The organism is Pseudorhodoplanes sinuspersici (assembly GCF_002119765.1).
GTDB classification, from domain to species: Bacteria; Pseudomonadota; Alphaproteobacteria; order Rhizobiales; family Xanthobacteraceae; genus Pseudorhodoplanes; species Pseudorhodoplanes sinuspersici.
The window spans coordinates 5,193,171-5,217,404 of record NZ_CP021112.1; the positions used below are offsets into that span (position 1 = coordinate 5,193,171).

A 24,234-nucleotide genomic window follows, 5' to 3' on the forward strand; every position below is an offset into this window, starting at 1 on the left:
AGTTATCGCGCCGCCATCGGCATCTTGAATCGCGCGAGCATCGCAGCAACGCCGACCAGCGCAAGCGCTGTAAATCCGGCGCCGGCAAAGAAGGTGGCGGCCGGCCCGATCATGTCCCACAAGGCACCGGCTATAACGCTCGCCGCCAGCAGCATCAGGCCGCCGGCGAAGCTGAAAATGCCAAAGGCCGTTCCGCGCAGATCGGCCGGCGTGACATCGGCGATCAACGCGGCCAGCAGCCCTTGAGTCAATCCCATATGCAAACCCCAGAGCGCAGTGCCGGCCACGACCACGGCAATGTTGCCCGCAAGTGCCAGCACGATGTCAGCCAATAGCAGTGCCACGATGCCGATAAGCAGCATGGCGCGGCGACCAAGCCGATCCGACAGCGCGCCCGCTGGATAGGCCGATAGCGCGTAGACAATATTCATCACCACCAGGATCGCCGGAACCAGCGCAACGGCCATGCCGAGCTGTTGTGCGCGAAGGATCAGAAAGGCTTCGCTGAATCGCGCGAGCGTCAACACACTGCCGACGGCGACAACGATCCAGAACGCAGGCGGCAACCGCCGGACATCCGATAGCGCGAGCCCCGGCCGGCCGTTCTGCGGTTCCGCGTGCCGCACGGGCTCCTTGACCGCAAACAGGATCAGCGCAAATGCGATGAAAGCTGGAAACACCGCAATCCAGAACACGCCGATGAAATTGTCGGCCATCACCGCCATCAGTCCGACCGCCAGGAGCGGGCCGACAAAAGCGCCGATCGTATCGAGCGACTGACGCAGGCCGAAAGCGGCGCCGCGAATGGGTGCCGGCGTGAGATCGGCCACCAGCGCATCGCGCGGAGCGCCGCGGATCCCCTTTCCAAGGCGATCGATGAAGCGCGCAGCGACGATCCACCCCAATCCCGTGGCTAGTGGAAAGATCGGCTTTGTGAAGGCCGCAAGCCCGTAACCGATCACGGCCAAGAGCTTGCGCTTGCCGAGCCAGTCGCTGAGTGCGCCCGAGAAGACGCGGACCACCATCGCCGTCGCTTCGGCAATGCCCTCGATGACGCCAACCGCGACCATCGACGCACCGAGCCCGACCACCAGGTAGACCGGCAACAGCGCATGAATCATCTCCGAGGAGATGTCCATGAACAGGCTGACCAGACCTAGCGCCCAGACGCTACGTGGAATGTCCCTGAGGCGAGAAAGATGAGACCTGTCGGATGAGGTCGCCACCCGGCGTTCGCGTCAGCGGCCTGGCGTCCAGGCCTTGTAGTCGCCGGTCGCCTTGGGGCGACGACCCTGCGCCAGCGTCGAACCGCTCGGACGATAGGCACCCAGCGTGCCGGTCAGATTCGGCCGATGCGGCTTCTGCCAGGCGCGGGGCTTATATTTCTCTTCGGTCGGCGGCGTGTCGACGGTGTGATGCATCCAGCCATGCCACGACGGCGGAATGGTCGAGGCCTCGGCATAGCCGTTATAGATCACCCAGCGACGCTCGAAGCCGAGCACCGGATCGATCTTGCCGCCCTTGGTCCGATAATAGCGGTTGCCTGCCTCGTCGTCGCCGACATGCTCGCCATAGAGCCACGTCCAGAGCTGTGTGTTCAGCGTCTGTCCGTTCCACCAGGTGAAGAACTTGAGCAGGAAACTCTTCATGTTGCGCCGCGTTGGAAATGGATCGCGGGTTTCATGCCATTGCCGGCGGATGAAGTCCAGAGAGCCATTTTCCTGAGAATTCACACCAACAGGCGGTATGACGGACCTCTTTTGGAACCTATGGACCTGGATCGATTCTGTCCTTGAGGCCATCCCGGCCCCGATTGCCGCAATCTTCTTGCTTGCCGGGGCCATTGCGGCGGCGATGCTGTTATTTTCCATCATCGTCCGGCTGACCCGCCATCTCTTTGCGGTCCGCCACCCGATCCTGTTCTCGTTCCTGCGCCGGACCAAGGGGGTGCTGCGTTTCGCGCTGATCCTGCTCGCGCTCTCTGTCGCCGCACGCAATGCTCCGCTCAACCAGGATGTCGCCGGCGCCCTTGGCCGCATCTTCCAGGTCGGCTTCATCGTCATGATCGGCTGGCTCGCCATCGTTGGCGCCAATCTGCTGGCCGACATTTACCTCCTGCGTTTTCGCATCGATACCGAAGACAACCTGCTGGCGCGGAAGCACGTCACTCAGGTGCGTATCCTCAAAGGCGCGGTGCAGATGCTGATCATCGTCATCACCGCCGCCTCCGGTTTGATGACATTTGAAGTCGTGCGGCAGTTCGGTGTGTCGCTGTTCGCATCCGCCGGGATCGCCGGCATCGTCGTCGGCTTTGCAGCCCGCCCCCTACTTTCCAGTCTGATCGCGGGCATGCAGATCGCAATGACGCAGCCGATCCGCATCGACGATGCCGTTGTGGTGGAAAACGAATGGGGCTGGATCGAGGAGATCAAAGCCACTTATGTCGTCATCAAATTGTGGGACTGGCGGCGCATGGTCGTGCCTCTCTCCTACTTCATGGAGAAGCCGTTCCAGAACTGGACGCGTGAGACGGCCTCACTGATCGGCACCGTGTACGTCAATGTGGATTACACCGTTCCGGTCGAAGAGGTGCGGCAGGAGGCGTATCGTATCGCCCGTGAATCGAAATTATGGGACCGCAACGTCATCAATCTGCAGGTCACGGACGCGAAATCCAACACGATCGAGCTGCGCATCCTCGCCAGCGGCCGCAATTCGCCCGAAGTGTTCGATCTTCGCTGCGAGATCCGCGAGAAGATCATCGATTATCTGCAGCGCGAGCACCCCGATGCCCTGCCCCGCGCGCGTCAGGAACAATATTGGCACAACACGCCATCGCTCGTTCCGGGCGGCAATGCGAGCAAAGACATCAATGCAACGGAAACCACCGGCACCGACGGCAACGGCAAGGATCCTGCCCTCCCGCGGCAACGGTCGTGACATTGGTATTGCAACTGATTTGCAATTGAATTCATAGCGCTTGCATCGCTGCGGCGCGCGGCCTAGATCCTGCGCATCCAATCTAGTGCACTGTTTCCGAAGTTCGTGCAGTATCTGCGGCAGTCTCTACACGAACTTCGGAAACAAGGTGCACTAGGAACTCTATGATTCTAGTGCCGCTTTTGATTTTGAAGTTCCTGACAAGAGCTCGCTACAAATGGTGCAGGAACTTCAAAATCGCGGCACTAGCCTGTTATGACACGTATTCAGACCCTTGCCGCTGGCAGCATTGCGGTTGGCTTCATCGTTCTTGCACTGAAATACGTTGCCTATCACCTGACGGGCAGCGTGGCCTTGCTGTCGGATGCGATCGAAAGCATCGTCAATGTCGCAACCGCCATCGCCACACTGTTCGCCATCAGCTTCGCGGCACAGCCGGCCGACGCCAATCATCCCTATGGCCACCACAAAGCCGAGTACATCTCCGCCGTTCTCGAAGGCGTGTTGATCGTTGTCGCCGCGATCGCCATTCTGCACGAGGCGTGGCTCGCCTATCAATCGCCACGGATGATCGACGCACCCTGGGTCGGTCTTGCGGTGAATGGCGGCGCCTCTGTTCTCAACGCGATCTGGTGCTACGTCCTGATTGCACAGGGCCGCGCCCATAAATCGCCGGCGCTGGTCGCGGACGGCCGACATCTGTTCACCGATGTCGTCTCATCTTTCGGCGTGTTTGTCGGCATCGCCCTTGCTGCTCTCACCGGGCTGTCGATCCTCGATCCGATTCTTGCCGCGCTGGTCGCGCTCAACATTCTGTGGGCGGGCTGGCGTCTGATGAGCCAATCCGTGGGCGGCTTGCTCGACGAGGCCCTACCGGAAGGTGACCTGTCACGGATCCGCGCGGTCATCGCCGCCAATGCCGATGGCGCGATCGAGGCGCATGATCTTCGCACGCGCCAGGCCGGCCGCATGACATTCGTCGACTTCCACCTTGTGGTGAAAGGCCAGATGAGCGTCACCGAAGCGCACGATATCTGCGACCGGCTCGAGCGCGCGATCAAGGCGGAGGTTCAGGATGCCTTGATCTCGATTCATGTGGAACCCGACGACAAGGCCAAGCATTCCGGCATTGTGGTGTTGTAAAAGCTTCGCCAGCTATGCCGGCGACGGCCGGTGCCCACCTCGCTCGAAAACGCTTAGAACGGCAGCCCGACATAGTTCTCCGCGAGAGACCCCTTCGCCAGATCGGACGACATCAGATAGGCCAGATCGGTGTCCTGAAGCTTGTCCTCATAGGGGCTGTTCGCCGGGAAGCGATGCAGCAGCGACGTCATCCACCAGGAGAAACGCTGCGCCTTCCACACCCGCGCTAACGCCTTGTCCGAATAGCCATCGAGCTTTTGATTGTCGCCCTTCTGATAGTGGTCAACCAGGCCGTGATAGAGGTAATAGATATCCGACGCCGCGCTGTTGAGCCCACGCGCGCCGGTTGGCGGCACGATATGAGCGGCGTCGCCGGCGAGGAACAGGCGCTTGTAGCGCATCGGTTCGGCGACAAAGCTGCGCAGCGGCGCGATGCTCTTCTCGATCGCCGGCCCGGTGACCATGCGCGCCGCCACCTCCGCCGGCAGACGCCGCTTCAGCTCCGCCCAGAACGCGTCGTCCGACCAATCCTCGACCGAATCCTCCAGCGGCACCTGAATGTAATAGCGGCTCAGCACTTGTGAACGCAGCGAACAGAGCGCGAAGCCGCGCTCGTGCTTGGCATAGATCAGCTCCGGCGACACCGGCTTGGTCCGTGACAAGACGCCAAGCCAGCCGAACGGATAGACCCGCTCATACTCGCGCAATATTCCCTTCGGGATCGCCTTGCGGCTAACGCCGTGGAAGCCGTCGGCGCCGACGATGTAGTCGCAATCGATACGCACGATCCTGTCGCCGGCGCGATAGGTCACATAGGGCGCATCGGAGGCAATGTCGTTGAGATACACGTCCTCGACATTGTGGATGACATTGCCTTTCATGCGCTCGCGCGCCTCATAGAGATCGCGGGTGAGTTCGGTCTGGCCATAGACGACCACCGAATTGCCCCCCGAATATTTATGCAGGTCGATGCGGTCGAGTCGGCCGTCATGCGCGATGAAGAAGCCCTCGTGGATCTCGCCCTCGCGATCCATACGCTCACTGCACTGCGCTTCGCGCATGAGCTTGGCGAAACCGTGCTCCAGCACCCCTGCGCGAATGCGGCCCAGCACATATTCACGGCTGTGCCTCTCGAGCAGGATGGTATCGATGCCCTTGAGATGCAGAAGCTGTGACAGCAGCAGGCCGGACGGGCCGCCGCCGATAATGCAGACCTGTGTTTTCATTGCCGTTTCCTCCCGTCAGATGCGGCTCTGCAGCATCAATTATGGCGGGAGCGCCGGAAAGGACATGGATCAAGCGTGCGATCTCTTGTACAAATCGAACATGCCCGGCACCGCAAAATCTGTTATCCAGTCGTATAATCTGTTCGGCGAGACCGGCGACCTTCCCGACGTCATCCATTGCGAGACCATCGCGGCGCGCTCGGTGCTGCATGACTGGGAACTAGAACCGCACCGGCATGCGCGCCTGCATCAGGTGCTGCTGGTAGCGCGCGGCGGCGGACAGCTAACAATCGAGGGACGGCGCCATCGCTTGCGCCCGATGCATCTCGTCAATGTGCCGGCCGGTCAGGTGCACGGCTTTTCGTTTCGTCCGGGCACGCAAGGCTTCGTGGTGACCTTCGTGGCCGAGATGCTCGATCATATCCTGGTGCCGCCGGAGGGGCTCGCACGGGTCCTTGCCGAAGCGGCGGTGCTGCGCGGCACGCCGGAGATGCGCAGGGTCGTGACGAATATCTTCGCCGAATATGGCGCGCGGCACTATGCGAGGGCCCACATCCTGCGGGCGCTTTCGGCGACGTTGCTCGGCCTCGTGGCGCGCGAGATCGCGGCCGAGCACGGCCCGAACGCCCGCGCGTCCGGCGCCGATCTCGTCCAGCGGTTCGAGGCGCTGCTGGATGCTCATTTCATCGAGCACTGGCCGGTCGCGCGCTATGCCAAGGCGCTCAAGGTGACACCGACACATCTGACACGCGTCGTGCGGGAGACTCATGGCTGTCCGGCGACCCACATGATCCGCGATCGCATGGTGCGGGAGGCAAGGCGCCACCTCGTCTACACGAACCTGTCGATCTCCCAGATCGCCTATGCGTTGCGCTTCGATGACCCCGCTTATTTCTCCCGCACCTTCACCCAGGCCACCGGCCAATCACCGCGCGACTTTCGTCACCGCATCGGTTCGCTCTGAATGTGGACGAACGGGTACCCGAAGTCCCCTTCACGACGATCAAGGCGGGGCGAAGTCGGCCGAAGCCGGACAACTCAACAGCGCAGTTAAGAGAAGTAAGACCTCCGAAGCCATGCATGGTAGCTGCAGTTTGCGTATGTTGGCCACCATGCACGGACATCGTGACAGGCCGATCACGCCGCCTGCGTCTGCCGCTGCGCGTCGCGCACCGACAGCCGGCCGGCAAACAACGCGAGCTTGTCGAGATAACTCTGCAGGAATGTCGCGGTCTGCTCGTCGGTGATGTTGCCGTCCTCGTCGATCAATTCCGGCTTGTAGGCGAGATAGACTTCCGGCTGCCCCAGAACGAGAGCGCCAACCGCCGTCAGCATCGTGCGCATCTGGTGCTGGGCGACCGCCGTGCCGATGACACCCGGCGACGTGCCGGTCACGGAGGCAAGCTTGCCGTCCCATACATTGGTCCCCCAGGGACGGGTGCCCCAATCGAGCGCATTCTTCAGCACGGCCGGTACACCGCGATTGTATTCCGGAGTCACGAACAGCACCGCGTCCGAGGCCGCAACAGCCTCCTTCATGCGCTGGACGGACGCCGGGACATTGTTCTCACGCTCGGGATCGAAAAACGGCAGATCGTCGACCTCGACCAACTGAAAATCGAGCTTGGCGGCGCCGAGCTTTCCAAGCGCCTTGGCGAATTTCCGGTTGATCGAACCCGGGCGCGAGCTTCCCACAAAGACCGCGACCTTGGATTTGGGTGAATTGGACATGGCTTACCTCGGTTTCAGGAGCGTGAATGTGATGGTATTGTTTTGTAACCGAGGATGATTAGGTGACTGCCTGGGCAGGCCACAAGGAGGCACAATTTTGTCACGCGGTTACACCCATGTGCCCGAGGAATGCGGGGCCATCAGCGAGATCCTGTCGCGCATCGGCGACAAATGGACCGTGCTGGTGGTGTCGATGCTCGGCAACGGACCGATGCGGTTCAATGAGTTACGCCGGGAAATTGGTGGCGTTTCACAACGCATGCTCACGCTGACGCTGCGCGGCCTTGAGCGCGACGGCCTTGTTACGCGAACGGTTTATCCGACAGTACCGCCGCGCGTGGATTATGAACTGACCGAGCTCGGCAAGACCTTGCTGGAGCCGATCGTCGGCGTCGCCGCCTGGGCCAGGGCCAATCGCGCCAAGATCGCTGCGGCCCGTGTCGTTTACGACAAGGCGGCCAATCGCGAGGCCAAGCCGGGTGTTGTGGCTCGAACGCCGGCTGCTTGAGCCGCATATCGGTTTATGAAGACCCTTTCGCCGCGACAAAAGCCTGGCCGAAGGCGTCGGACGCCACGAAACTCAAGACCTTCCGAAGCTCGGCAGCCCTTTTTTTTCCAAAGGCGGTTTCAAATGCCCCCTGAGCTTTTGCCCATAACGCACTTGCCGCTTTCACCTTCTGCTCTCCGACCGCGGTCAGCTTCACCCGCTTGGCACGTCTGTCCCGCTCATCCGGAAATGTCTCGACCAGGCCGTCGCGTATGAGCGGCTTCAGCGTGTGGCCGAGTGCAGACAGATCCATCACCAAGGCGCTCGCCAGCTGCGCCATCGTTGGCCGATCGAGCGCGACGACATAGGCCAATAGACCGAACTGCGTCGCCCGCAGTCCGCTCGGACTGATGATGTCGTCATAGAGCTGGCCTAACTGTCGCGCCGCCTGCCGCAACACGCTGTTGTTACACAGGGTCGGGTCCATATCGGCCGGCTTCAAATCTCTCTCCTTGTGTACCGGACGTCATGCGAACGGCGGATTTCATCCTAACGCATGACTTGATTGGCGGACAACAACAGGTATATGCCAGTAGTTAATGGCATATACCTGTAATTTCAATCTCAGGAGAGACCGAAATGGCCACCAATCCATCCACGGGGACCGCCCTCATCACCGGCGCATCGGCTGGTATCGGGGCTATTTACGCCGACCGGCTGGCGCGCCGCGGCTACGACCTCATCCTCGTTGCGCGTAACGAGGCCCGGCTTCGTGCTGTTGCCGACAAAGCCGCCGCCAATACCGGTCGCCACGTGCAAACGGTGATCGCCGATCTCGGCAAAAAGAACGACCTGCTGCGCGTGGAGAAGATCCTGCGCGATGACCCATCGATCACCATGATGGTGAACAATGCCGGTTTCGCTTCTGTTCAGCCGCTGCTGAACGAGAATGTGGACCGCATGGAAGACATGATCGCCCTCAATGTCACCGCGCTGACCCGCCTCGCCTATGCAGCCGCGCCCGGCTTCGTCGCCCGCGGCAAAGGCACGATCATCAACATCAGCTCGATTGTCGGCATCAGCGTCGAAACGCTCAACGGCGTCTACGGCGCCTCAAAGGCCTATGTGCTCGCATTGAGCCATTCATTGCAGCATGAACTTGCCGGCAAGGGTGTACGGGTCCAGGCCGTGCTGCCCGGCGCGACTGCGACCGAAATCTGGGAGAATGCCGGTGTTCAGCTATCAAGCCTGCCGAAAGAGATCGTGATGTCTGCCGACGAAATGGTCGACGCCGCACTGGCCGGTCTTGATCAGGGCGAGACAGTCACAATCCCCAGCCTCCAGGATGGCAGCGAATGGACGCGCTATGAGGAGGCCCGCCGGGCCCTCTCCTCCCGCCTCTCCACCGATCATGCCGCACCCCGCTACAGGGCGGCGTAGGCTCTCCCCGACAAACCGCTTACCAGGGCCATGGAGTTATCCCCATGGCCCTGAAGCTATTGGGAGAATCGGTGCGCTTTCCGCTTTGCAAATCGCTTTTTCGGCGGTTTTATCGCACCGCTCTCTGGGGCCCTGCTGGATATCCCAATCAGCGTCTCGCCACCGCTTCCGCCCGAAAAAAGCCTATTTTCTGCCAGGCGACGGCCTGATGACACCATCTACAAGGATGGCCGGAATTTCGCTCTTGGCGAATCCGAAATCCGCTCCCAAACTCCCTCATCAGCGCACGAGTATTCCCCACAATTCACACAAGGGGACACAAGCTTTAGCGTTTGATTCAGACTTGGCCACTAAAGCTTGACGGGCTAGCCGAGTCTGCATAGTTTTAAAGTCTAGTCCGGTGCGGGTGTGTCTGAAGTCTCCGCCGGCTCCTCCGACAGCATGCGAGGCAGTCTCACCCGCCTAGAACTAACCCTTGGCGGGGGTGTGCTTCGCGTCGCCGCAAGAGGTCAATCGGTGCCGGCCAACGGTACCGGACGTTAGAGTGAACGGGCGTCGAACAGAAATATGGGCTGAGGGTACGGGCTGGGGGACAGCGTCTGTATCTCGACTCGCCGGTGCAACGTCACCGGCATTGGAAGACAACGGGGCAAGACGAATGCGAATTGAGCGGCGCTACACCAAAGAAGGCCAATCTCCCTACGCGGAGATCGGCTTCCGGCTGACCACGAGCGAGATCAAGAATCCGGATGGCTCGGTGGTGTTCCGGCTCGACAATGTCGAGGTGCCGGACTTCTGGTCACAGGTGGCGTCGGACGTTCTCGCCCAGAAATATTTCCGCAAAGCCGGGGTTCCGTCGCGGTTAAAGCGCGTCGAGGAAAATTCTGTCCCTTCTTTTCTGTGGCGCTCGGTGCCGGATGAATCCGCGCTGTCCATGCTCGTAGAAGCCGAGAAGTACGTCGGCGAGCACTCCGCGAAACAGGTATTCGACCGGCTTGCCGGCACCTGGACTTACTGGGGCTGGAAGGGCGGCTATTTCGACAACGAGGACGATGCCCGCGCCTATTACGACGAGCTGCGCTACATGCTGGCGATGCAGATGTGCGCGCCGAACTCGCCGCAATGGTTCAACACCGGCCTGCACTGGGCCTATGGCATCGATGGTCCTTCGCAGGGCCACTATTATGTCGACTACGAAACCGGTCAGCTCACCAAGTCGGATTCGGCCTACGAGCATCCGCAGCCGCATGCCTGCTTCATCCAGTCGATCTCCGACGACCTGGTGAATGAAGGCGGCATCATGGATCTGTGGGTGCGCGAGGCGCGCCTGTTCAAATACGGCTCCGGCACCGGTTCGAACTTCTCGCGTCTGCGCGGCGAAGGCGAAAAGTTGTCGGGCGGCGGCAAATCGTCCGGCCTGATGTCGTTCCTGAAGATCGGCGACCGCGCCGCGGGCGCGATCAAGTCGGGCGGCACCACGCGCCGGGCGGCGAAGATGGTGGTGGTCGATGCCGACCATCCGGATATCGAGCAATATATCGACTGGAAGGTGAAGGAGGAGCAGAAGGTCGCCGCTCTCGTCACCGGCTCCAAGATCAACCAGAAGCATCTGCGCGCGGTGCTGAAGGCCTGTGTGAATTGCGAAGGCTCGGGCGATGACTGCTTCTCGGCCGACAAGAACCCGGCGCTGAAGCGCGAGATCAAGCTGGCGCGCAAATCCTTCGTGCCGGACGCCATGATCAAGCGCGTGATCCAGTTCGCGCGTCAGGGCTATACCGATATCGAATTCCCGGTCTACGACACCGACTGGGATTCAGAAGCCTATCTCACCGTCTCGGGCCAGAACTCCAACAATTCCGTGCGCGTCACTGACGACTTCCTGAAAGCGGTCGAGACCGACAGCGGCTGGAATCTCAACTGGCGCAACAAGAAGGGCGTGGCGAAAACGCTGAAGGCGCGCGAGCTGTGGGACAAGATCGGCTATGCCGCCTGGGCCTGCGCCGATCCCGGCCTGCAATTCCACACCACGGTCAACGACTGGCACACCTGCCCGGCTTCGGGCGAGATCCGTGCGTCGAACCCGTGCTCGGAATACATGTTCCTCGACGACACGGCGTGTAACCTTGCCTCGCTGAACCTTCTCACCTTCCGCGACAAGGTCACCAAGGAGTTCGACGTCGCCTCGTATGAACATGCGGTGCGGCTATGGACCATCGCCCTCGAAATCTCGGTGATGATGGCGCAATTCCCGTCCAAGGAAATCGCCCAGCTCTCCTATGAATACCGGACGCTCGGCCTTGGCTACGCCAATATCGGCGGCCTGCTCATGTCGTCCGGCATTCCCTATGACTCCGATGCCGGCCGCGCCATCGGCGCTGCCCTCACCGCGATCATGACCGGCATTTCCTACGCCACCTCGGCGGAAATGGCGGCGGAGCTCGGCACCTTCCCCGGCTTCGACAAGAACCGCGAACACATGCTGCGGGTGATGCGCAACCATCGCCGTGCCGCTTACGGCGAAAGCACCGGCTACGAACAGCTCGGCGTCAATCCGGTGCCGATCGAGGCCTCGCATTGCCCCGATCCGAAACTCGTCAGCCATGCCAAGCTCGCCTGGGACAAGGCGCTGGCGCTCGGCGAACAGCACGGCTATCGCAACGCGCAGGCGACCGTGATCGCGCCGACCGGCACGATCGGCCTCGTGATGGATTGCGACACCACCGGCATCGAGCCGGACTTCGCGCTGGTGAAGTTCAAGAAGCTGGCCGGCGGCGGTTACTGGAAGATCATCAACCGCGCCGTGCCGGAGGCGCTGCGCGCGCTCGGCTACAGCGAAGCCGATATCGCCGAGATCGAGGCCTATGCCGTCGGCCACGGCAACCTGTCCAATGCGCCCGGCATCAATCACACGACGCTGAAGGCCAAGGGCTTCACCACCGAGGCGATCGCTCTCGTCGAAAAGGCCCTGCCGACCGCCTTCGACATCAAGTTCGTCTTCAACAAGTGGACGCTCGGCGAGCAATTCTGCCGCGATGCGCTCGGCGTCTCGCCGGCCGATCTCGCCAACCCGTCCTTTGACCTGCTCGCCCATCTCGGCTTCACCAAGCGCGAGATCGAAGCCGCCAACATCCATGTCTGCGGCGCGATGACGGTGGAAGGCGCGCCGCACCTGAAGCCGGCGCATTACGCTGTGTTCGACTGCGCCAATCCGTGCGGCCGCACCGGCAAGCGCTATCTCTCGGTCGAAAGCCACATCCGCATGATGGCGGCGGCGCAGCCCTTCATCTCCGGCGCCATCTCCAAGACCATCAACATGCCGAACGAGGCGAGCGTCGAGGATTGCAAGAACGCCTACCTCCTCTCCTGGAAGCTCGCGCTGAAAGCCAACGCGCTCTATCGCGATGGCAGTAAGCTCAGCCAGCCGCTCAATTCGCAGCTGATCGCCGACGAGGACGACGAGGACGACGATATCGAGGCCTTCCTCGACAAGCCGGCCGCGGCGCGCACCACGCAGCTTGCCGAACGCGTGATCGAGAAGGTGGTCGAGCGCATCACCGTCATCCGCGAGCGCGAGAAGCTGCCGTCACGCCGCAAGGGCTATACGCAGAAAGCCGTGGTCGGTGGCCACAAGGTCTATCTGCGGACCGGCGAATACGATGACGGCCGCATCGGCGAAATCTTCATCGACATGCACAAGGAAGGCGCCGCGCTCCGCTCCTTCATCAACAACTTCGCGATCGCGGTGTCGCTCGGCCTGCAATATGGCGTGCCGCTCGAGGAATATGTCGACGCCTTCACCTTCACGCGGTTCGAGCCGTCGGGTCCGGTGCAGGGCAACGACACGATCAAGTTCGCAACCTCGATCCTCGACTATGTGTTCCGCGAACTCGCCGTGTCCTATCTCTCGCGCTTCGATCTCGGCCATGTCGATCCGTCGGAAGGCGCGTTCGATGCGCTCGGCAAGGGCGAGGACGAAGGCAAGGCGCAGGGTATCCCCTCGCCGGCCGCGAAATATCTGTCCAAGGGCCTCACCCGCTCGCGCACCGACAAGCTCGGTGTGATTGCGGGCGGCACGACCCAGACCGGCAGCAGCGTGCCATCCTCGCCTGCGCAGCAGGCGGCGACCAATGTCACCTCGTTCCATTCCGCCGGCGCCACCGCGCTGAAGGCGGACGCCAAGCCCGCCGCCGGTCTCGACCGGCTGGAATGGCAGCAGGTGGAAGAGCGCATGCGCGCGATGGTGGGTGACGCCAAGCCGCAAGCACAGGCCCAGGCCAAAGCGGTCGTCTCGGAGCGGCGCGCGGAAGCGAAAGCCCGCGGCTATGAAGGCGAAGCCTGCGGCGAGTGCCAGAACTTCACGCTTGTGCGCAACGGCACCTGCATGAAGTGCGACACGTGCGGCTCGACGACCGGCTGTTCGTAGGGATTTGGTTGTCATGGCCGGGCGTTCGCCCGGCCATTTGTTTCGCAGTATGTGCTCTTGGCGTTTCAGCGGCCATCGGTCATTGAACGATTTCAAACCAATACAAAAAGGATAACGCATGACCTTCTTCCGCACCGTGTGCGTCGCGCTTGCCGCTCTCCTCGTTGCCGGCCTCACCAACGCCCGCGCCGACACCGGCACCATTCGCATCTCCTTCATCAAGGCGGGCTGGGTGATTGGCGGCACGGTCGGCTCAGGGACACTCACCTTTCGCGGCCGCACCTATCCGCTGACCATCGGCGGCCTCAGCTACGGCCTCACCTTCGGCGGTTCGCAGACTAATCTGCGCGGCCGTGTCAGCAACATCTTCCGCCCGCAGGATATCGAAGGCGTCTATGGCGCGGGCTCGGCCGGCGCCGCCGTGATCCGCGGCGCGCAGGCGGTGATCCTCACCAATCAGCGCGGCGCGGTGATGGAGCTCTCCGGCACGCAGACCGGGCTGATTTTGAATCTGGATCTGAACGGGATGGCGCTGAGCCTGAGGCGGTAATCTTCCAACACTGGAGAGCTGCGGGTTCTTAGGCAAACTCTCTCAACGTCATGGCCGGGCCTAACCCGGCCATCCACGACTTCAAAGGGCGGCCCAAAGGTCGCCCTTTCTGTTAGTCTCACTCCGAGAACGCAATATCGCGAGTGCATGGCATGAGCATTTCGGCAACTAACGTCAGCTTCGACGACTATACGATGTGGGTCGAATTGACCGACGGACGCACCATCGGCGTGCCGCTGGCATGGTTTCCCCGGCTTCTGCAGGCGACGCCGGCACAGCGCGCGCGGGTCGAGCTGAGCCGCACCGATTTGCATTGGGAAGAGATCGACGAGGATATCTCCATCGCCGGCTTGCTGGCGGGGCGTGGGGATATGACGAAGAAGGTCGAGAGCGCAGCCTGATGCGCGATACTCGTAGGGTGGGTTAGCGCCGAAGGTGCGTAACCCACCCGCGCTATCACGACGAGAAAGATGGTGGGTTACGGCACTGCGTGCCTAACCCCACCCTACAAATCTCACGCCGCAGCACTCACCCCACCTCCACCGCACCATATCTCCGCGCGGCCTCGATCGTCAGCCCCTTCCCGACCGCGCCGAAGGTGTCGCCTTCGACTACGCGCGCGTCCGGCACGCAGGCGACAATCGCGCGCCGCACATGCGCAAGCTGCACCGAACCGCCCGTGAGGAACACCGCATCGATGTCCGCCGCTTCAAGACTGGCTTGCGCGAGGCATCGCCCGATCCGCGCGGCGATGCCGTCGGCCAGCTCCGACGTGTGCTGCACGAGATCCTCGCGCGCGAGGTCGACGCTCAAACCCTGTTCGATCCAGTCCAGCGAAAAGCCTGAGCGCGGCGTATCCGACAAGGCGATCTTCGATGTCTCGACATCCATCGCCAGCGTGTGGCCGCGCTGCTCGTCGAGCACGCGCAACAGGCGGTCGAACAGCTCCGGCTGTCTGGCTTCCTTGCGCACATGGCGGATGTCCTGCGCGACGCCGCGCTCATACATGCGGTTGATGTTCGACCAGGTCGCGAGATCGTGGAAATAGCTGGTCGGCGCGTTGAGCCCAGCCCGGTTCATCGCGCTGCCATAGCCCAGAAGCGGCATGACCTTGCCGAGGCTGACGCGCCGGTCGAAATCCGTGCCGCCGATCCGCACACCGTCACTGGCGAGAATGTCGTCCGCGCGATCGGCCAGGCGATGCCGCTGCGGGCTGAGGCGCACGATGGAAAAGTCCGACGTGCCGCCGCCGATATCGGCGATGAGCGCGATCTCCTCGCGCGATATCTGGCGCTCGTGTTCGAGCGCGGCCGCGATCGGCTCGAACTGGAAGGTGACGTCGTCAAAGCCGATGCCGCGGGCGATCGCGCGCAGCGACGTCTCGGCCGCCTTGTCGGCGTCCGGCGCATTGTCGACGAAATGCACCGGGCGGCCATGAACGACGTTGCGGAACTCCTGGCCCGCCGCCTGCTCCGCCCGCCGCTTCACCGCGCCGAGATAATAGGCGATGACATCGCTGAACTTGCGGCGCTCGCGTCCCACCTGCGTGGTCTCGTCGATCAACGAAGTGCCGAGCACGGATTTGAGGCTGCGCATCAGCCGGCCCGGCAATCCCTCGACATAGGCGTCGATGGCCCGCCGTCCGATCAGCGCGCCGCCGTTGCGTTCAAAGAAGATGGCGCTCGGGATCGTGCCGTGGTCCGCCTCCAGCGGCACCAGAACAGGGGCGTGATCGATGATATGGCCGAGCGTGGTATTCGAGGTGCCGAAATCAAATCCGCAAGATGACATTGTCGCTCCGCGAGCATGATGCCGAAAGCCTGCCCTCGGGCATCGACCCGAGGATGCGAAGCGTCATGCTCCAACGTGTGAGAAGGAGCGTCCGTGTACACAGGTCGGGCGCAGCGATCCAGCGCTATTTGCCTTCAGGCAAAGCTCTCAAGGCCGCGTTCAGATCGGACCCTGGCGCATGTGCTTCTCGCGCCATTTCGGACCGGGACCGCGCATATAATGCAGCTCGGGACGATACGGATCGAAGAACCACGTCGTCGCCTTGAATACGATCCGCACGGCACGCGCCTGGCGGACGCGCGAAACAGCGTTGCGATGAAAACCGATTGCGAGCGGAGCCTGTGTCGAGATCGTCATGGCGCTCTCCTGCGACCATCAAGGACAACCAACCTGCCCCGACGATATCCACGCCCTGACGCCGATCCATTCTATGGAGGTTCATCCGCACGCGACGTTGGTGTCGTGGCTCACATACCAAGGTTTAGATCGCATCGAAGCGATCGGACGCGGACGCGGACGCGCCATTTCATTCACCGCGCATTGACCAAACGCAATGACGCGTGGCGCATGCCGGCAATGGTCTGGCGTCAAAACCAAGTGGCGCGATCGCAACGACAACCGCTTTGCACGATGTGTCCGACATGGTGCGCTCGAGCGCTGTGCTGAATGAGACAATTGGGTAAGCGATGAACCGCCAAATGATGAATTTCGCACTGCAACATGGGCATTTACCAAGCCTTCTTTCGGCAAATTTTGCGATGCTGCGATGCTTGTTTCCTGCGGCCATCCGGTGGGAATGGACCTGTGCTGTGATCGTGATATGAACAAGCCAGGGCGACTGGAAGAGGATCGTTAAGGCAAGGATATGTCGACCGCTTTGCGCATTGCTCATGGTGAATTCGGCCGTGTCGCCCTGCTCGACATGGACCGTTCGCTGGTGCGCCACGCGCATCCGCATTGCCATGTTCTGATCAAGGCGAGCGGCGCCGACACGCAGTTCGCGGTCGGCGATCATCTCGTCCCGCTCACCGACACGCAAGCCGTATTGATCAATACGTGGGAGCCGCATGCCTATGTGCATGATCAGGAGCGGCCGCGGACCACGATCCTGGCTTTGTATATCGAGCCGGACTGGCTGAAGAGTTTCCGTCCGAACTGGAGCGCCAGCGGCGCGCCCGGCTTCTTCGAACAGCCTGCAGGCGAAGTGTCGCCGCGCATCCGGCGATTGTCGATGGATCTGGCGGCGCAGATGCTGGCGGACCCGACCGCCGAAGCCACGGAAGTGTTGCTGTCGGATCTGATGATCTCGATCATCGAGCGCTTCACGCCCTGGCGTGCCATGTCCAACCTGTTGCGCGAATTCGAAGCACAACACAACCAGTTCGACTGGCGCATCCGGCGCGCCATCACCGTCCTGCGCAACGATCCGAAAGCTGCGCCGGATGTCAGCGCGATGGCGAAGGAGGCCGGTCTGTCGCGGGCGCATTTCTATCGGCTGTTCGAACGCTCGACGCGGATGACGCCGCACCTCTACGTCAATCTGCTGCGGATGGAGCTTGCCGTCAAAACCGTGGTGCATAGTGACGAGAGCCTGGCTGCGGTGGGAGATTCGCTCGGATTCGCAGCTCCCAGTCACTTTACGCGCTTTTTCCGCGATCATTCCGGCGTGAATCCCAGCGAATTCCGGCAGGTTGCCCGACTTGGTTCGGCATTTTCCGCCTGAGTTTGCAGCGTTTCAGATGAGACATTTCGGTAAGCCGAAATGAGACGCTTCGGTAAATCGTGAGACATGGCGGTATCGCCCCGCCCTGCAAACCATGACAGCGTGACCCTCGAACGTGCCGGCAAGAGCATGTTGAGGGAACGTTTTGAATTCAGTCACACCGATCAAGAGCGCCAGTTGGTGCGGACAATCAGTCGAGCGCGTGGAAGACGCCGCGCTGCTGACGGGACGCGGCCGTTTCGTCGATGATCTCGGCGTCAGGCCCGGCACGCTGCATGCCGCCATTCTGCGTTCGCCGCATGCGCATGCCACCATCACCGCCATTCGCACCGACGCCGCGCGGCAGATGCCGGGCGTCGTCGCGATCCTGACCGGGCCCGACATCACTGCCAATTCGGCAAGTCTTCCGGTCGGCGTGCGTGCGCCGATCGAATGCTGGCCGATCGCCGTCGATCGCGTGCGCTATGTCGGCGAGCCGGTCGCCATTGCCGTGGCCGAGAGCCGCTATCTCGCCGAAGACGCGCTCGATCTGATCGAGGTCGATTACGAAACGCTGCCGCCGGTGATCGATCCGCTTGCAGCGCTCGATAATGCCGGGCCCATCCTGCACGCCGCCTTGGGTTCGAACCTCGTCAACGAGCGCCATTTTCGCTACGGCGATCCGGAGCAAGCCTTTGCGCAAGCCGCGCGCAAGATCTCCGTCACGATCCGCTATCCGCGCAATTCCTGCACGCCGATCGAAACCTACGGCATCGTCGCCGAATACGATCCGGGCGAAGACGCGTATGACGTTCTCACCAACTTCATGGGGCCGTTCAGTCTGCACAGCGTAATGGCGCGCGCGCTGAAAGTGCCAGGCAACCGCTTCCGCCTGCGTACGCCGCCCGATTCCGGCGGCAGTTTCGGCGTCAAGCAAGGCGTCTTTCCTTACGTTGTGCTGATGGGCGTGGCTGCGCGTCTTTGCGGCCGGCCGGTGAAGTGGATCGAGGATCGGCTGGAGCATCTCGCCGCCTCCGTGTCCGCGACCAATCGCGTCACGACGCTGGAAGCCGCCGTCGACGCCGGAGGCCGCATAAAGGCGCTGTCCTACGACCAGATCGAGGATGTCGGCGCGCATATCCGCGCGCCCGAGCCGGCAACGCTCTATCGCATGCACGGCAATCTCACCGGTGCCTATGACATCCGCCATGTCGCGGTGCGCAACCGCGTGGTGGTCACCAACAAGACGCCGACCGGCCTCAATCGCGGCTTCGGCGGCCCGCAGGTTTATTTCGCGCTCGAGCGATTGGTGCAGCAGATCGCGATCGAGCTTGGTCTCGACCCGCTCGACGTGATCCGCAAAAATCTCATTCCGTCCGGCGCCTTCCCCTATCGCACGGCAAGTGGAGCGCTGCTGGACTCCGGCGATTACGTCAAAGCGTTCGATCTTGCGCTGGCCGATGGCGGTTTCGATGAACTGCGCAAGCGCCAGGCGCAAGCGCGTGCCGAAGGCCGTCTCTACGGCATCGGACTGACGGCCGCGGTCGAGCCCAGCGTCTCGAATATGGGCTACATCACCACGGTGCTGACGCCGGAAGAGCGGCGCAAGGCCGGGCCGAAGAATGGTGCGCAGGCGACAGCGACGATATCGCTCGATCCGCTCGGCTCGGTGTCGGTTCATGTCGCGTCCGCCCCCGCCGGTCAGGGCCATCGCACGGTCCTGGCGCAAATCGTTGCCGATGCATTCGGGCTGAAACCGTCCGACATCCGTGTCGTCGCCGAACTCGATACCGCACGCGATGCCTGGTCGATTGCCTCGGGCAATTATTCGAGCCGCTTTGCCGCCGCCGTCGGTGGCGCGGCGCATCTCGCCGCCGGCAAGATCAAGGCAAAGCTTGCGAGGACAGCGGCGGCGCAACTCAATGTGCCGGCCTCGGAGATCGAATTCGCGCACGGCCGCATCCGCGCGCGCGGCAATCCCGACAACGCGATTTCGTTCTCGCGCCTCGCAGCCGCAAGCCACTGGTCGCCCGGCCTCGTGCCGGAAGAAAACCAGGCGCTGCGCGAGACCGCCTTCTGGACGCCGCCGGAACTCACGCCGCCGAACGAGCAGGACGAAATCAACTCCTCGCTGTGTCACGGATTCATCTTCGACTTCTGTGGTGTCGAGATCGATCGCATCACGGGCGCGGTGCGGATCGACAAATACGTGACGATGCATGATTGCGGCCGCATTCTGCATCCGGGCATGGTCGAAGGCCAGGTCACCGGCGGCTTCGCGCATGCCGTCGGCGCCGCGTTGTACGAAGAGTTCGCCTACGGACCGGACGGCGCGTTCCTGACCGGCACCTTCGCCGATTATCTCGTGCCGACGGCGACGGAAGTGCCCTCGCCGGTCATCCTGCATTTTGAAACGCCGTCGCCGTTCACGCCGCTTGGCACCAAAGGGGTTGGTGAAGGCAATTGCATGAGCACGCCGGTCTGCCTTGCCAACGCGGTCGCGGACGCGCTCGGGATTGATGCCGTTGATCTACCGCTGACGCCGGCGAAGATTGCCGCCTTCGTGCATGGTGAGGAAAAGCCGCAACGCCATGCCAAGCCTGCTCCCGCGACATCTGCGAAAGCCGGAGGCCGCGCGCTGCGCGGTCAGGGCGAAGCGCGTGTTGCAGCGTCTCCCGAAGCCGTCTGGGAGATGCTGCTCGATGCGAACACGCTTGCCTCGATCATTCCCGGTGCGCATGGCGTTCAGAAACTCTCCGACACGCATTTCAAGGCCGATGTAACGCTCGGCGTCGGACCGGTTACCGGACGCTACAAGGCGGATATCCAATTGTCCGATCTGGTGCGGCCGAAATCGGTGACATTGGCCGGCGTTGTGACGGGAGCACTCGGCGACGGGCGCGGCACCGGCCGCATCACCCTGACGCCGACGGATAACGGCGGCACGACCCTCGCTTACGACTACGACGCCGAGATCGGCGGCAAGGTCGCGTCGATCGGCGGTCGTCTGCTCGACGGCGCAGCCAAGATGGTGATCCGGCAATTTTTTACGGCGCTGGCGCGGAAAACTGGCGGCGCGCCCAAGCGCGGTTTCTTCGCACGATGGTTCGGAGGCGGCGCATGAAACCGGCCCGCTTCGACTATCTGCGCGCCACTACACTCGCCGAGGCACATGCTGCGCTCGTGGAAGACGGCAACGACGCCCGCATCGTCGCCGGCGGACAGACTCTCATGCCGATGCTGTCGATGCGGCTGGCGCGTCCCAAGGTCCTGGTCGACATCATGCATCTTCCCGAGCTGCGGAAGATTACCAGCAGCAACAACACCATTCGCGTCGGCGCCGCCGTGCGGCAGGCGGAACTGCTCAGTTGGCCGGAGCTTGCCAAAGAACAGCCTCTGCTTGCCGCCGCTCTGCCCTGGGTTGGCCATCCACAGACGCGCAGCCGCGGCACGGTCTGCGGCTCGGCCGCGCATGCCGACCCCAGCGCCGAAATCCCGCTCTCGCTGATCGCGCTCGGCGGCACCGTCGAACTGTCGTCCCGTCGCAAGCGGCGAAGCGTTGCCGCCGAAGATTTTTTCACCGGCATGATGTCGACCGCGCGTGATCATGACGAGATGATCGAGGCGGTCACCTTCCCCACGGCGAAGCGCGGTTACGGCTACGCGTTCAGTGAGTTCGGCCGCCGTCACGGCGATTTCGCGATTGTCGCTTGCGCCGCTGTTGCATCAGACAAGGAGACGCGGCTTGCGATTGGCGGCGTGGCCGACCGGCCGTCGACCCGTGAGTTCGGGACGCTCGAGGGCAGCGCTCTCGACGATGCGCTCAACGATTTCGCGTTCGATCTCGATGCGCGCGACGATCTGCATGCGACCGCGCGTTATCGCCGCGAGCTGGTGCGCCGGATGGGCCGCGCAACGATCGAGGGGGCCCGCCAATGCCGCGTCTGAGCGCCGATGCGCGTCATCGCATTCGCTTCACCGTCAATGGACGCGTGATGGAAACCGAGGCCGAACCGCGTGCCTTGCTCAGCGATGTCCTGCGCCACGATCTTGCGCTGACCGGAACGCATGTCGGTTGCGAACATGGTGTGTGTGGCGCCTGCACCATCCAGATCGATGGCGTGCCTGCGCGGTCGTGTCTCACGCTGGCTGTCCAGGCCGATGGCGCCGATGTTCGCACGATCGAAGCATTGGCGCCGGCTCCCGGCCGATTGTCCGTCTTGCAGGACTCGTTCCGTCGTCATCACGCCCTGCAATGCGGCTTCTGCACGGCGGGCATCCTGATGTCGCTCGACAGCTATCTCCGCAAACATCCCAACCCGTCCGAAGGCGAGTTGCGGGACTATCTCGGCGGGCATCTGTGCCGCTGCACCGGCTATGTCCCGATCGTTGCCGCGGCCCTCGACGCCGCGAAAAGACTGCAAGAGGAGCCCGCCCGTGCTTGATCTTGGCAACAGTTTCCTGGGCAGCGTCGAGCGCAAGCCGGATGCGCTGGCCTTTGTCGATGGTCCGGTGCGCCTCACCTATGCGCAGGCCTATGAGCGCATCTCGGCGCTTGTCGCCGGCTTCGACGACCTCGGACTGATGCCCGGCGATCATCTCGTCACCGTGCTGCAGAACCGGTACGAAGCCGCCCTGCTTCACTGGGCCTGCCAGTTCGCCGGCATCGTCATCACGCCGTTGAACTGGCGCGCCAAGGCCGACGAGATCGATTTCGGCATCGAAAATTCGGAAGCCAAGGCGATCGTGTTCGAGGACGTGTCGGCGGACGCCACACGGCTATCGTCGGAAGCACAAGCCCGCAAGTGCATTGCGCTGGACGGCGCCATCCCTGGTGAAACGACATTCGACAGCCTTATCGACCGCAAGGCGAGACCGGTCGAACCGCGCGTCTCCGCCGATGCCTGGTCGATCATGCTCTACACATCCGGCACCACAGCCAAACCGAAGGGCGTGCCGCGCCGTCAGCGGGCCGAACGCGCGGCGGCTTTGGCTCACGTTGCACAAAATCTTTACGGAACGGGCGAATGCACGCTCGGCGTGATGCCGCTCTATCATACGATGGGCGTCCGCTCGCTCCTTGCGATGTCGCTCATCAACGGCACGTTCGTGTGCCTGCCGCGTTTCGATATTGCGACGGCGTTGAAGCTCATCGAACAGGAGCGCGTCACAAACCTCTATCTCGTACCGACGCTTTATCACGACATCATTCACGATGAACGCTTCGGCACGTTCGATGTCAGCTCGGTGCGCAAGCTCGGCTTTGCCGGCGCGCCGATGACCGATGGCCTGCTGAAAGAATTGACCGCCATCTTCAAGCCCGAGCTGTTCGTCAACCATTACGGCTCGTCCGAAGTATACACCTTCACGATCGACCAGAACGCACCGAACAAGCCCGGCTCTGCCGGACGCGCCGGCATCAACCAGCGCATCCGTGTTGTGAAGCTCGGGTCCGGCTCGCCGGACGACCTTGCCGATATCGACGAAGAAGGCGAGATCATCGCCCTGCTCCTTGGCGATGAGTCCTTCGAGGGCTATTGGCGCCGTCCTGACGCGAACGAAAAGTCGATCCGCAAAGGCTGGTACTTCACCGGCGATACCGGCTATTTCGACAAGGACGGCGATCTGTTCGTCACCGGCCGCGTCGACGACATGATCATCACCGGCGGCGAGAATGTCTCGCCGGTGGAGATCGAAAGCTGCCTGTCGTTGCATCCCGGTGTGTCCGAAGTCGCTGTCGTCGGCCTGCCCGACGAACGCTGGGGCAAGATCGTCGCCGCCTTCATCAAGCGTCGCGGCAACGTGCAGGACGCTGAGCTCGATCAGTTCTGCCGCACATCCGGCCTCGCCAATTTCAAGCGGCCGCGCCGCTACATCTTTGTCAACGACATCCCGAAATCGCCGGTCGGAAAACTTCTGCGCCGCAAGCTGGTCGCAGGCGAATTCGAGACCGAAGAGCAATCCCGCACAAAAGGCAATGCAGCATGACGACCAAGATGACATTCACCGATCCGCGCCTGGCGGCGCTCAACGGCTTCCGGGTTGAGCTGACGCCGGACAAGCAGCGCGCGGATATCATCCTGGATCGCCCCCCGCTCAACGTCATCGAGATGGCGCAGCGCGATCAGTTGCGGCTGGTCTTCGAAGCGCTTGACGAGGACGACCGCGTGCGCGTGATCGTCTTGCGCGGCATCGGTGAGCATTTCTCCAGCGGCGGCAACATCAAGGGCTTCATGGAAGCCTCGCCCGAGCATGTCTCGAAGCTCGCCTGGAATATCGCAGCTCCTGCACGCTGTTCGAAGCCGGTGATCGCCGCCAACCGCGGCTATTGCTTCGGCGTCGGCTTCGAGATTTCGCTCGCCTGCGATTTCCGCATCGTTTCCGAAACATGTTTTTACGCCCTGCCCGAACAGAAGCTCGGCCAGATCCCGGGCTCCGGCGGCTCAGCCCGGTTGCAGAAGATCGTCGGCATCACCCGCACCAAGGACATCGTGATGCGCTCCAAGCGCATCCCCGGCAAGCAGGCGCTGGACTGGGGCATCGCCACAGAATGCGTGCCTGACAACAAGCTGGAAGCGGCGACCGACGCTCTCGTCGATGAATTGCTGACCTTCTCGCCGCTCGCACAACGCACCGCCAAGAAACTGCTCAACGACACCGAAGACTCGACGCTCGCCATCGCCATCGAGCTCGAGGGTCATTGCTACAGCCGCCTGCGGCAATCGACAGACTTTAAGGAAGGGGTGGAAGCGTTCCACGGCAAGCGCGCTGCGAAATTCATTGGAAGCTGAACGTGAAATG

At 62.4% G+C, this 24,234-nt stretch carries 21 protein-coding genes; 14 read left to right on the forward strand and 7 right to left on the reverse strand.

Annotation, left to right across the window (positions count from 1 at the left end; translation table 11 throughout):
* Window positions 1-2: 2 nt before the first annotated feature.
* Window positions 3-1,226 (reverse strand): MFS transporter, encoded by a 1,224-nt coding sequence (locus CAK95_RS25325; protein ID WP_245303520.1) that lies wholly within the window; start codon window positions 1,224-1,226, stop codon window positions 3-5.
* Between the two features lie 12 nt (window positions 1,227-1,238).
* Window positions 1,239-1,649 carry an NADH:ubiquinone oxidoreductase subunit NDUFA12 gene (locus CAK95_RS25330; RefSeq protein ID WP_086091656.1) on the reverse strand — a complete coding sequence of 137 codons (411 nt, stop codon included), beginning with the start codon at window positions 1,647-1,649 and terminating at the stop codon, window positions 1,239-1,241.
* Between the two features lie 97 nt (window positions 1,650-1,746).
* Here CAK95_RS25330 and CAK95_RS25335 point away from each other — a divergent pair, with 97 nt between their 5' ends.
* Window positions 1,747-2,940, forward strand: a complete 1,194-nt coding sequence (locus CAK95_RS25335; RefSeq protein WP_086090438.1) for a mechanosensitive ion channel family protein — start codon at window positions 1,747-1,749, stop codon at window positions 2,938-2,940.
* 255 nt (window positions 2,941-3,195) lie between these two features.
* Window positions 3,196-4,083 carry a cation diffusion facilitator family transporter gene (locus tag CAK95_RS25340; protein ID WP_086090439.1) on the forward strand — a complete coding sequence of 296 codons (888 nt, stop codon included), beginning with the start codon at window positions 3,196-3,198 and terminating at the stop codon, window positions 4,081-4,083.
* Between the two features lie 53 nt (window positions 4,084-4,136).
* On the opposite strand, the gene pobA is transcribed toward CAK95_RS25340, so the two are convergent.
* Entirely contained in the window at window positions 4,137-5,309 is a 1,173-nt protein-coding gene (gene pobA, locus CAK95_RS25345; RefSeq protein WP_086090440.1) for a 4-hydroxybenzoate 3-monooxygenase, read from the reverse strand.
* Between the two features lie 64 nt (window positions 5,310-5,373).
* Here pobA and CAK95_RS25350 point away from each other — a divergent pair, with 64 nt between their 5' ends.
* Entirely contained in the window at window positions 5,374-6,273 is a 900-nt protein-coding gene (locus CAK95_RS25350) for a helix-turn-helix domain-containing protein (protein ID WP_086091657.1), read from the forward strand.
* 173 nt (window positions 6,274-6,446) lie between these two features.
* On the opposite strand, the gene CAK95_RS25355 is transcribed toward CAK95_RS25350, so the two are convergent.
* Window positions 6,447-7,040 (reverse strand): NADPH-dependent FMN reductase, encoded by a 594-nt coding sequence (locus tag CAK95_RS25355; protein ID WP_086090441.1) that lies wholly within the window; start codon window positions 7,038-7,040, stop codon window positions 6,447-6,449.
* Window positions 7,041-7,137: 97 nt separating this feature from the next.
* Here CAK95_RS25355 and CAK95_RS25360 point away from each other — a divergent pair, with 97 nt between their 5' ends.
* Window positions 7,138-7,548 carry a winged helix-turn-helix transcriptional regulator gene (locus tag CAK95_RS25360; RefSeq protein WP_086090442.1) on the forward strand — a complete coding sequence of 137 codons (411 nt, stop codon included), beginning with the start codon at window positions 7,138-7,140 and terminating at the stop codon, window positions 7,546-7,548.
* A gap of 13 nt (window positions 7,549-7,561) precedes the next feature.
* Here CAK95_RS25360 and CAK95_RS25365 read toward each other — a convergent pair whose 3' ends face one another.
* A complete protein-coding gene (locus tag CAK95_RS25365) occupies window positions 7,562-8,029 on the reverse strand; it encodes a MarR family winged helix-turn-helix transcriptional regulator (protein WP_342587970.1) in 468 nt (155 codons plus the stop codon).
* A 137-nt stretch (window positions 8,030-8,166) separates the two neighbouring features.
* Between CAK95_RS25365 and CAK95_RS25370 the strand changes: the two genes are divergently transcribed.
* The 4 genes from CAK95_RS25370 (at window position 8,167) to CAK95_RS25385 (ending at window position 14,341) form a co-directional block, all read left to right on the forward strand.
* Window positions 8,167-8,967 carry an SDR family NAD(P)-dependent oxidoreductase gene (locus CAK95_RS25370; protein ID WP_086090443.1) on the forward strand — a complete coding sequence of 267 codons (801 nt, stop codon included), beginning with the start codon at window positions 8,167-8,169 and terminating at the stop codon, window positions 8,965-8,967.
* Between the two features lie 658 nt (window positions 8,968-9,625).
* Window positions 9,626-13,390: a vitamin B12-dependent ribonucleotide reductase gene (locus tag CAK95_RS25375; protein WP_086090444.1), complete on the forward strand. Its 3,765-nt coding sequence runs from the start codon at window positions 9,626-9,628 to the stop codon at window positions 13,388-13,390.
* A gap of 118 nt (window positions 13,391-13,508) precedes the next feature.
* The gene (locus CAK95_RS25380) at window positions 13,509-13,940 is read left to right on the forward strand and encodes a lipid-binding SYLF domain-containing protein (protein ID WP_086090445.1); all 432 of its coding nucleotides are present in this window, start codon (window positions 13,509-13,511) and stop codon (window positions 13,938-13,940) included.
* A 152-nt stretch (window positions 13,941-14,092) separates the two neighbouring features.
* Window positions 14,093-14,341 (forward strand): DUF2442 domain-containing protein, encoded by a 249-nt coding sequence (locus CAK95_RS25385; protein ID WP_086090446.1) that lies wholly within the window; start codon window positions 14,093-14,095, stop codon window positions 14,339-14,341.
* 127 nt (window positions 14,342-14,468) lie between these two features.
* On the opposite strand, the gene CAK95_RS25390 is transcribed toward CAK95_RS25385, so the two are convergent.
* Window positions 14,469-15,731 carry an Hsp70 family protein gene (locus CAK95_RS25390; protein WP_086090447.1) on the reverse strand — a complete coding sequence of 421 codons (1,263 nt, stop codon included), beginning with the start codon at window positions 15,729-15,731 and terminating at the stop codon, window positions 14,469-14,471.
* Between the two features lie 159 nt (window positions 15,732-15,890).
* A complete protein-coding gene (locus tag CAK95_RS25395) occupies window positions 15,891-16,088 on the reverse strand; it encodes a hypothetical protein (RefSeq protein ID WP_086090448.1) in 198 nt (65 codons plus the stop codon).
* Window positions 16,089-16,596: 508 nt separating this feature from the next.
* On the opposite strand from CAK95_RS25395, the gene CAK95_RS25405 reads away from it, so the two are divergent.
* The 6 genes from CAK95_RS25405 (at window position 16,597) to CAK95_RS25430 (ending at window position 24,224) form a co-directional block, all read left to right on the forward strand.
* Window positions 16,597-17,454: an AraC family transcriptional regulator gene (locus CAK95_RS25405; protein ID WP_086090450.1), complete on the forward strand. Its 858-nt coding sequence runs from the start codon at window positions 16,597-16,599 to the stop codon at window positions 17,452-17,454.
* Between the two features lie 145 nt (window positions 17,455-17,599).
* Window positions 17,600-20,557, forward strand: a complete 2,958-nt coding sequence (locus CAK95_RS25410) for a xanthine dehydrogenase family protein molybdopterin-binding subunit (protein ID WP_086090451.1) — start codon at window positions 17,600-17,602, stop codon at window positions 20,555-20,557.
* Complete coding sequence (locus CAK95_RS25415; protein WP_086090452.1) at window positions 20,554-21,381, forward strand: FAD binding domain-containing protein; 828 nt, start codon at window positions 20,554-20,556, stop codon at window positions 21,379-21,381. The genes CAK95_RS25410 and CAK95_RS25415 overlap by 4 nt, the downstream gene beginning before the upstream one ends.
* On the forward strand, window positions 21,369-21,878 hold the full coding sequence (locus CAK95_RS25420; protein ID WP_086090453.1) for a (2Fe-2S)-binding protein: 510 nt from the start codon (window positions 21,369-21,371) through the stop codon (window positions 21,876-21,878). Before CAK95_RS25415 ends, CAK95_RS25420 begins: the two co-directional genes overlap by 13 nt.
* The gene (locus tag CAK95_RS25425; protein ID WP_086090454.1) at window positions 21,871-23,421 is read left to right on the forward strand and encodes an AMP-binding protein; all 1,551 of its coding nucleotides are present in this window, start codon (window positions 21,871-21,873) and stop codon (window positions 23,419-23,421) included. The genes CAK95_RS25420 and CAK95_RS25425 overlap by 8 nt, the downstream gene beginning before the upstream one ends.
* On the forward strand, window positions 23,418-24,224 hold the full coding sequence (locus tag CAK95_RS25430) for an enoyl-CoA hydratase/isomerase family protein (protein ID WP_086090455.1): 807 nt from the start codon (window positions 23,418-23,420) through the stop codon (window positions 24,222-24,224). The genes CAK95_RS25425 and CAK95_RS25430 overlap by 4 nt, the downstream gene beginning before the upstream one ends.
* Window positions 24,225-24,234: the final 10 nt, after the last annotated feature.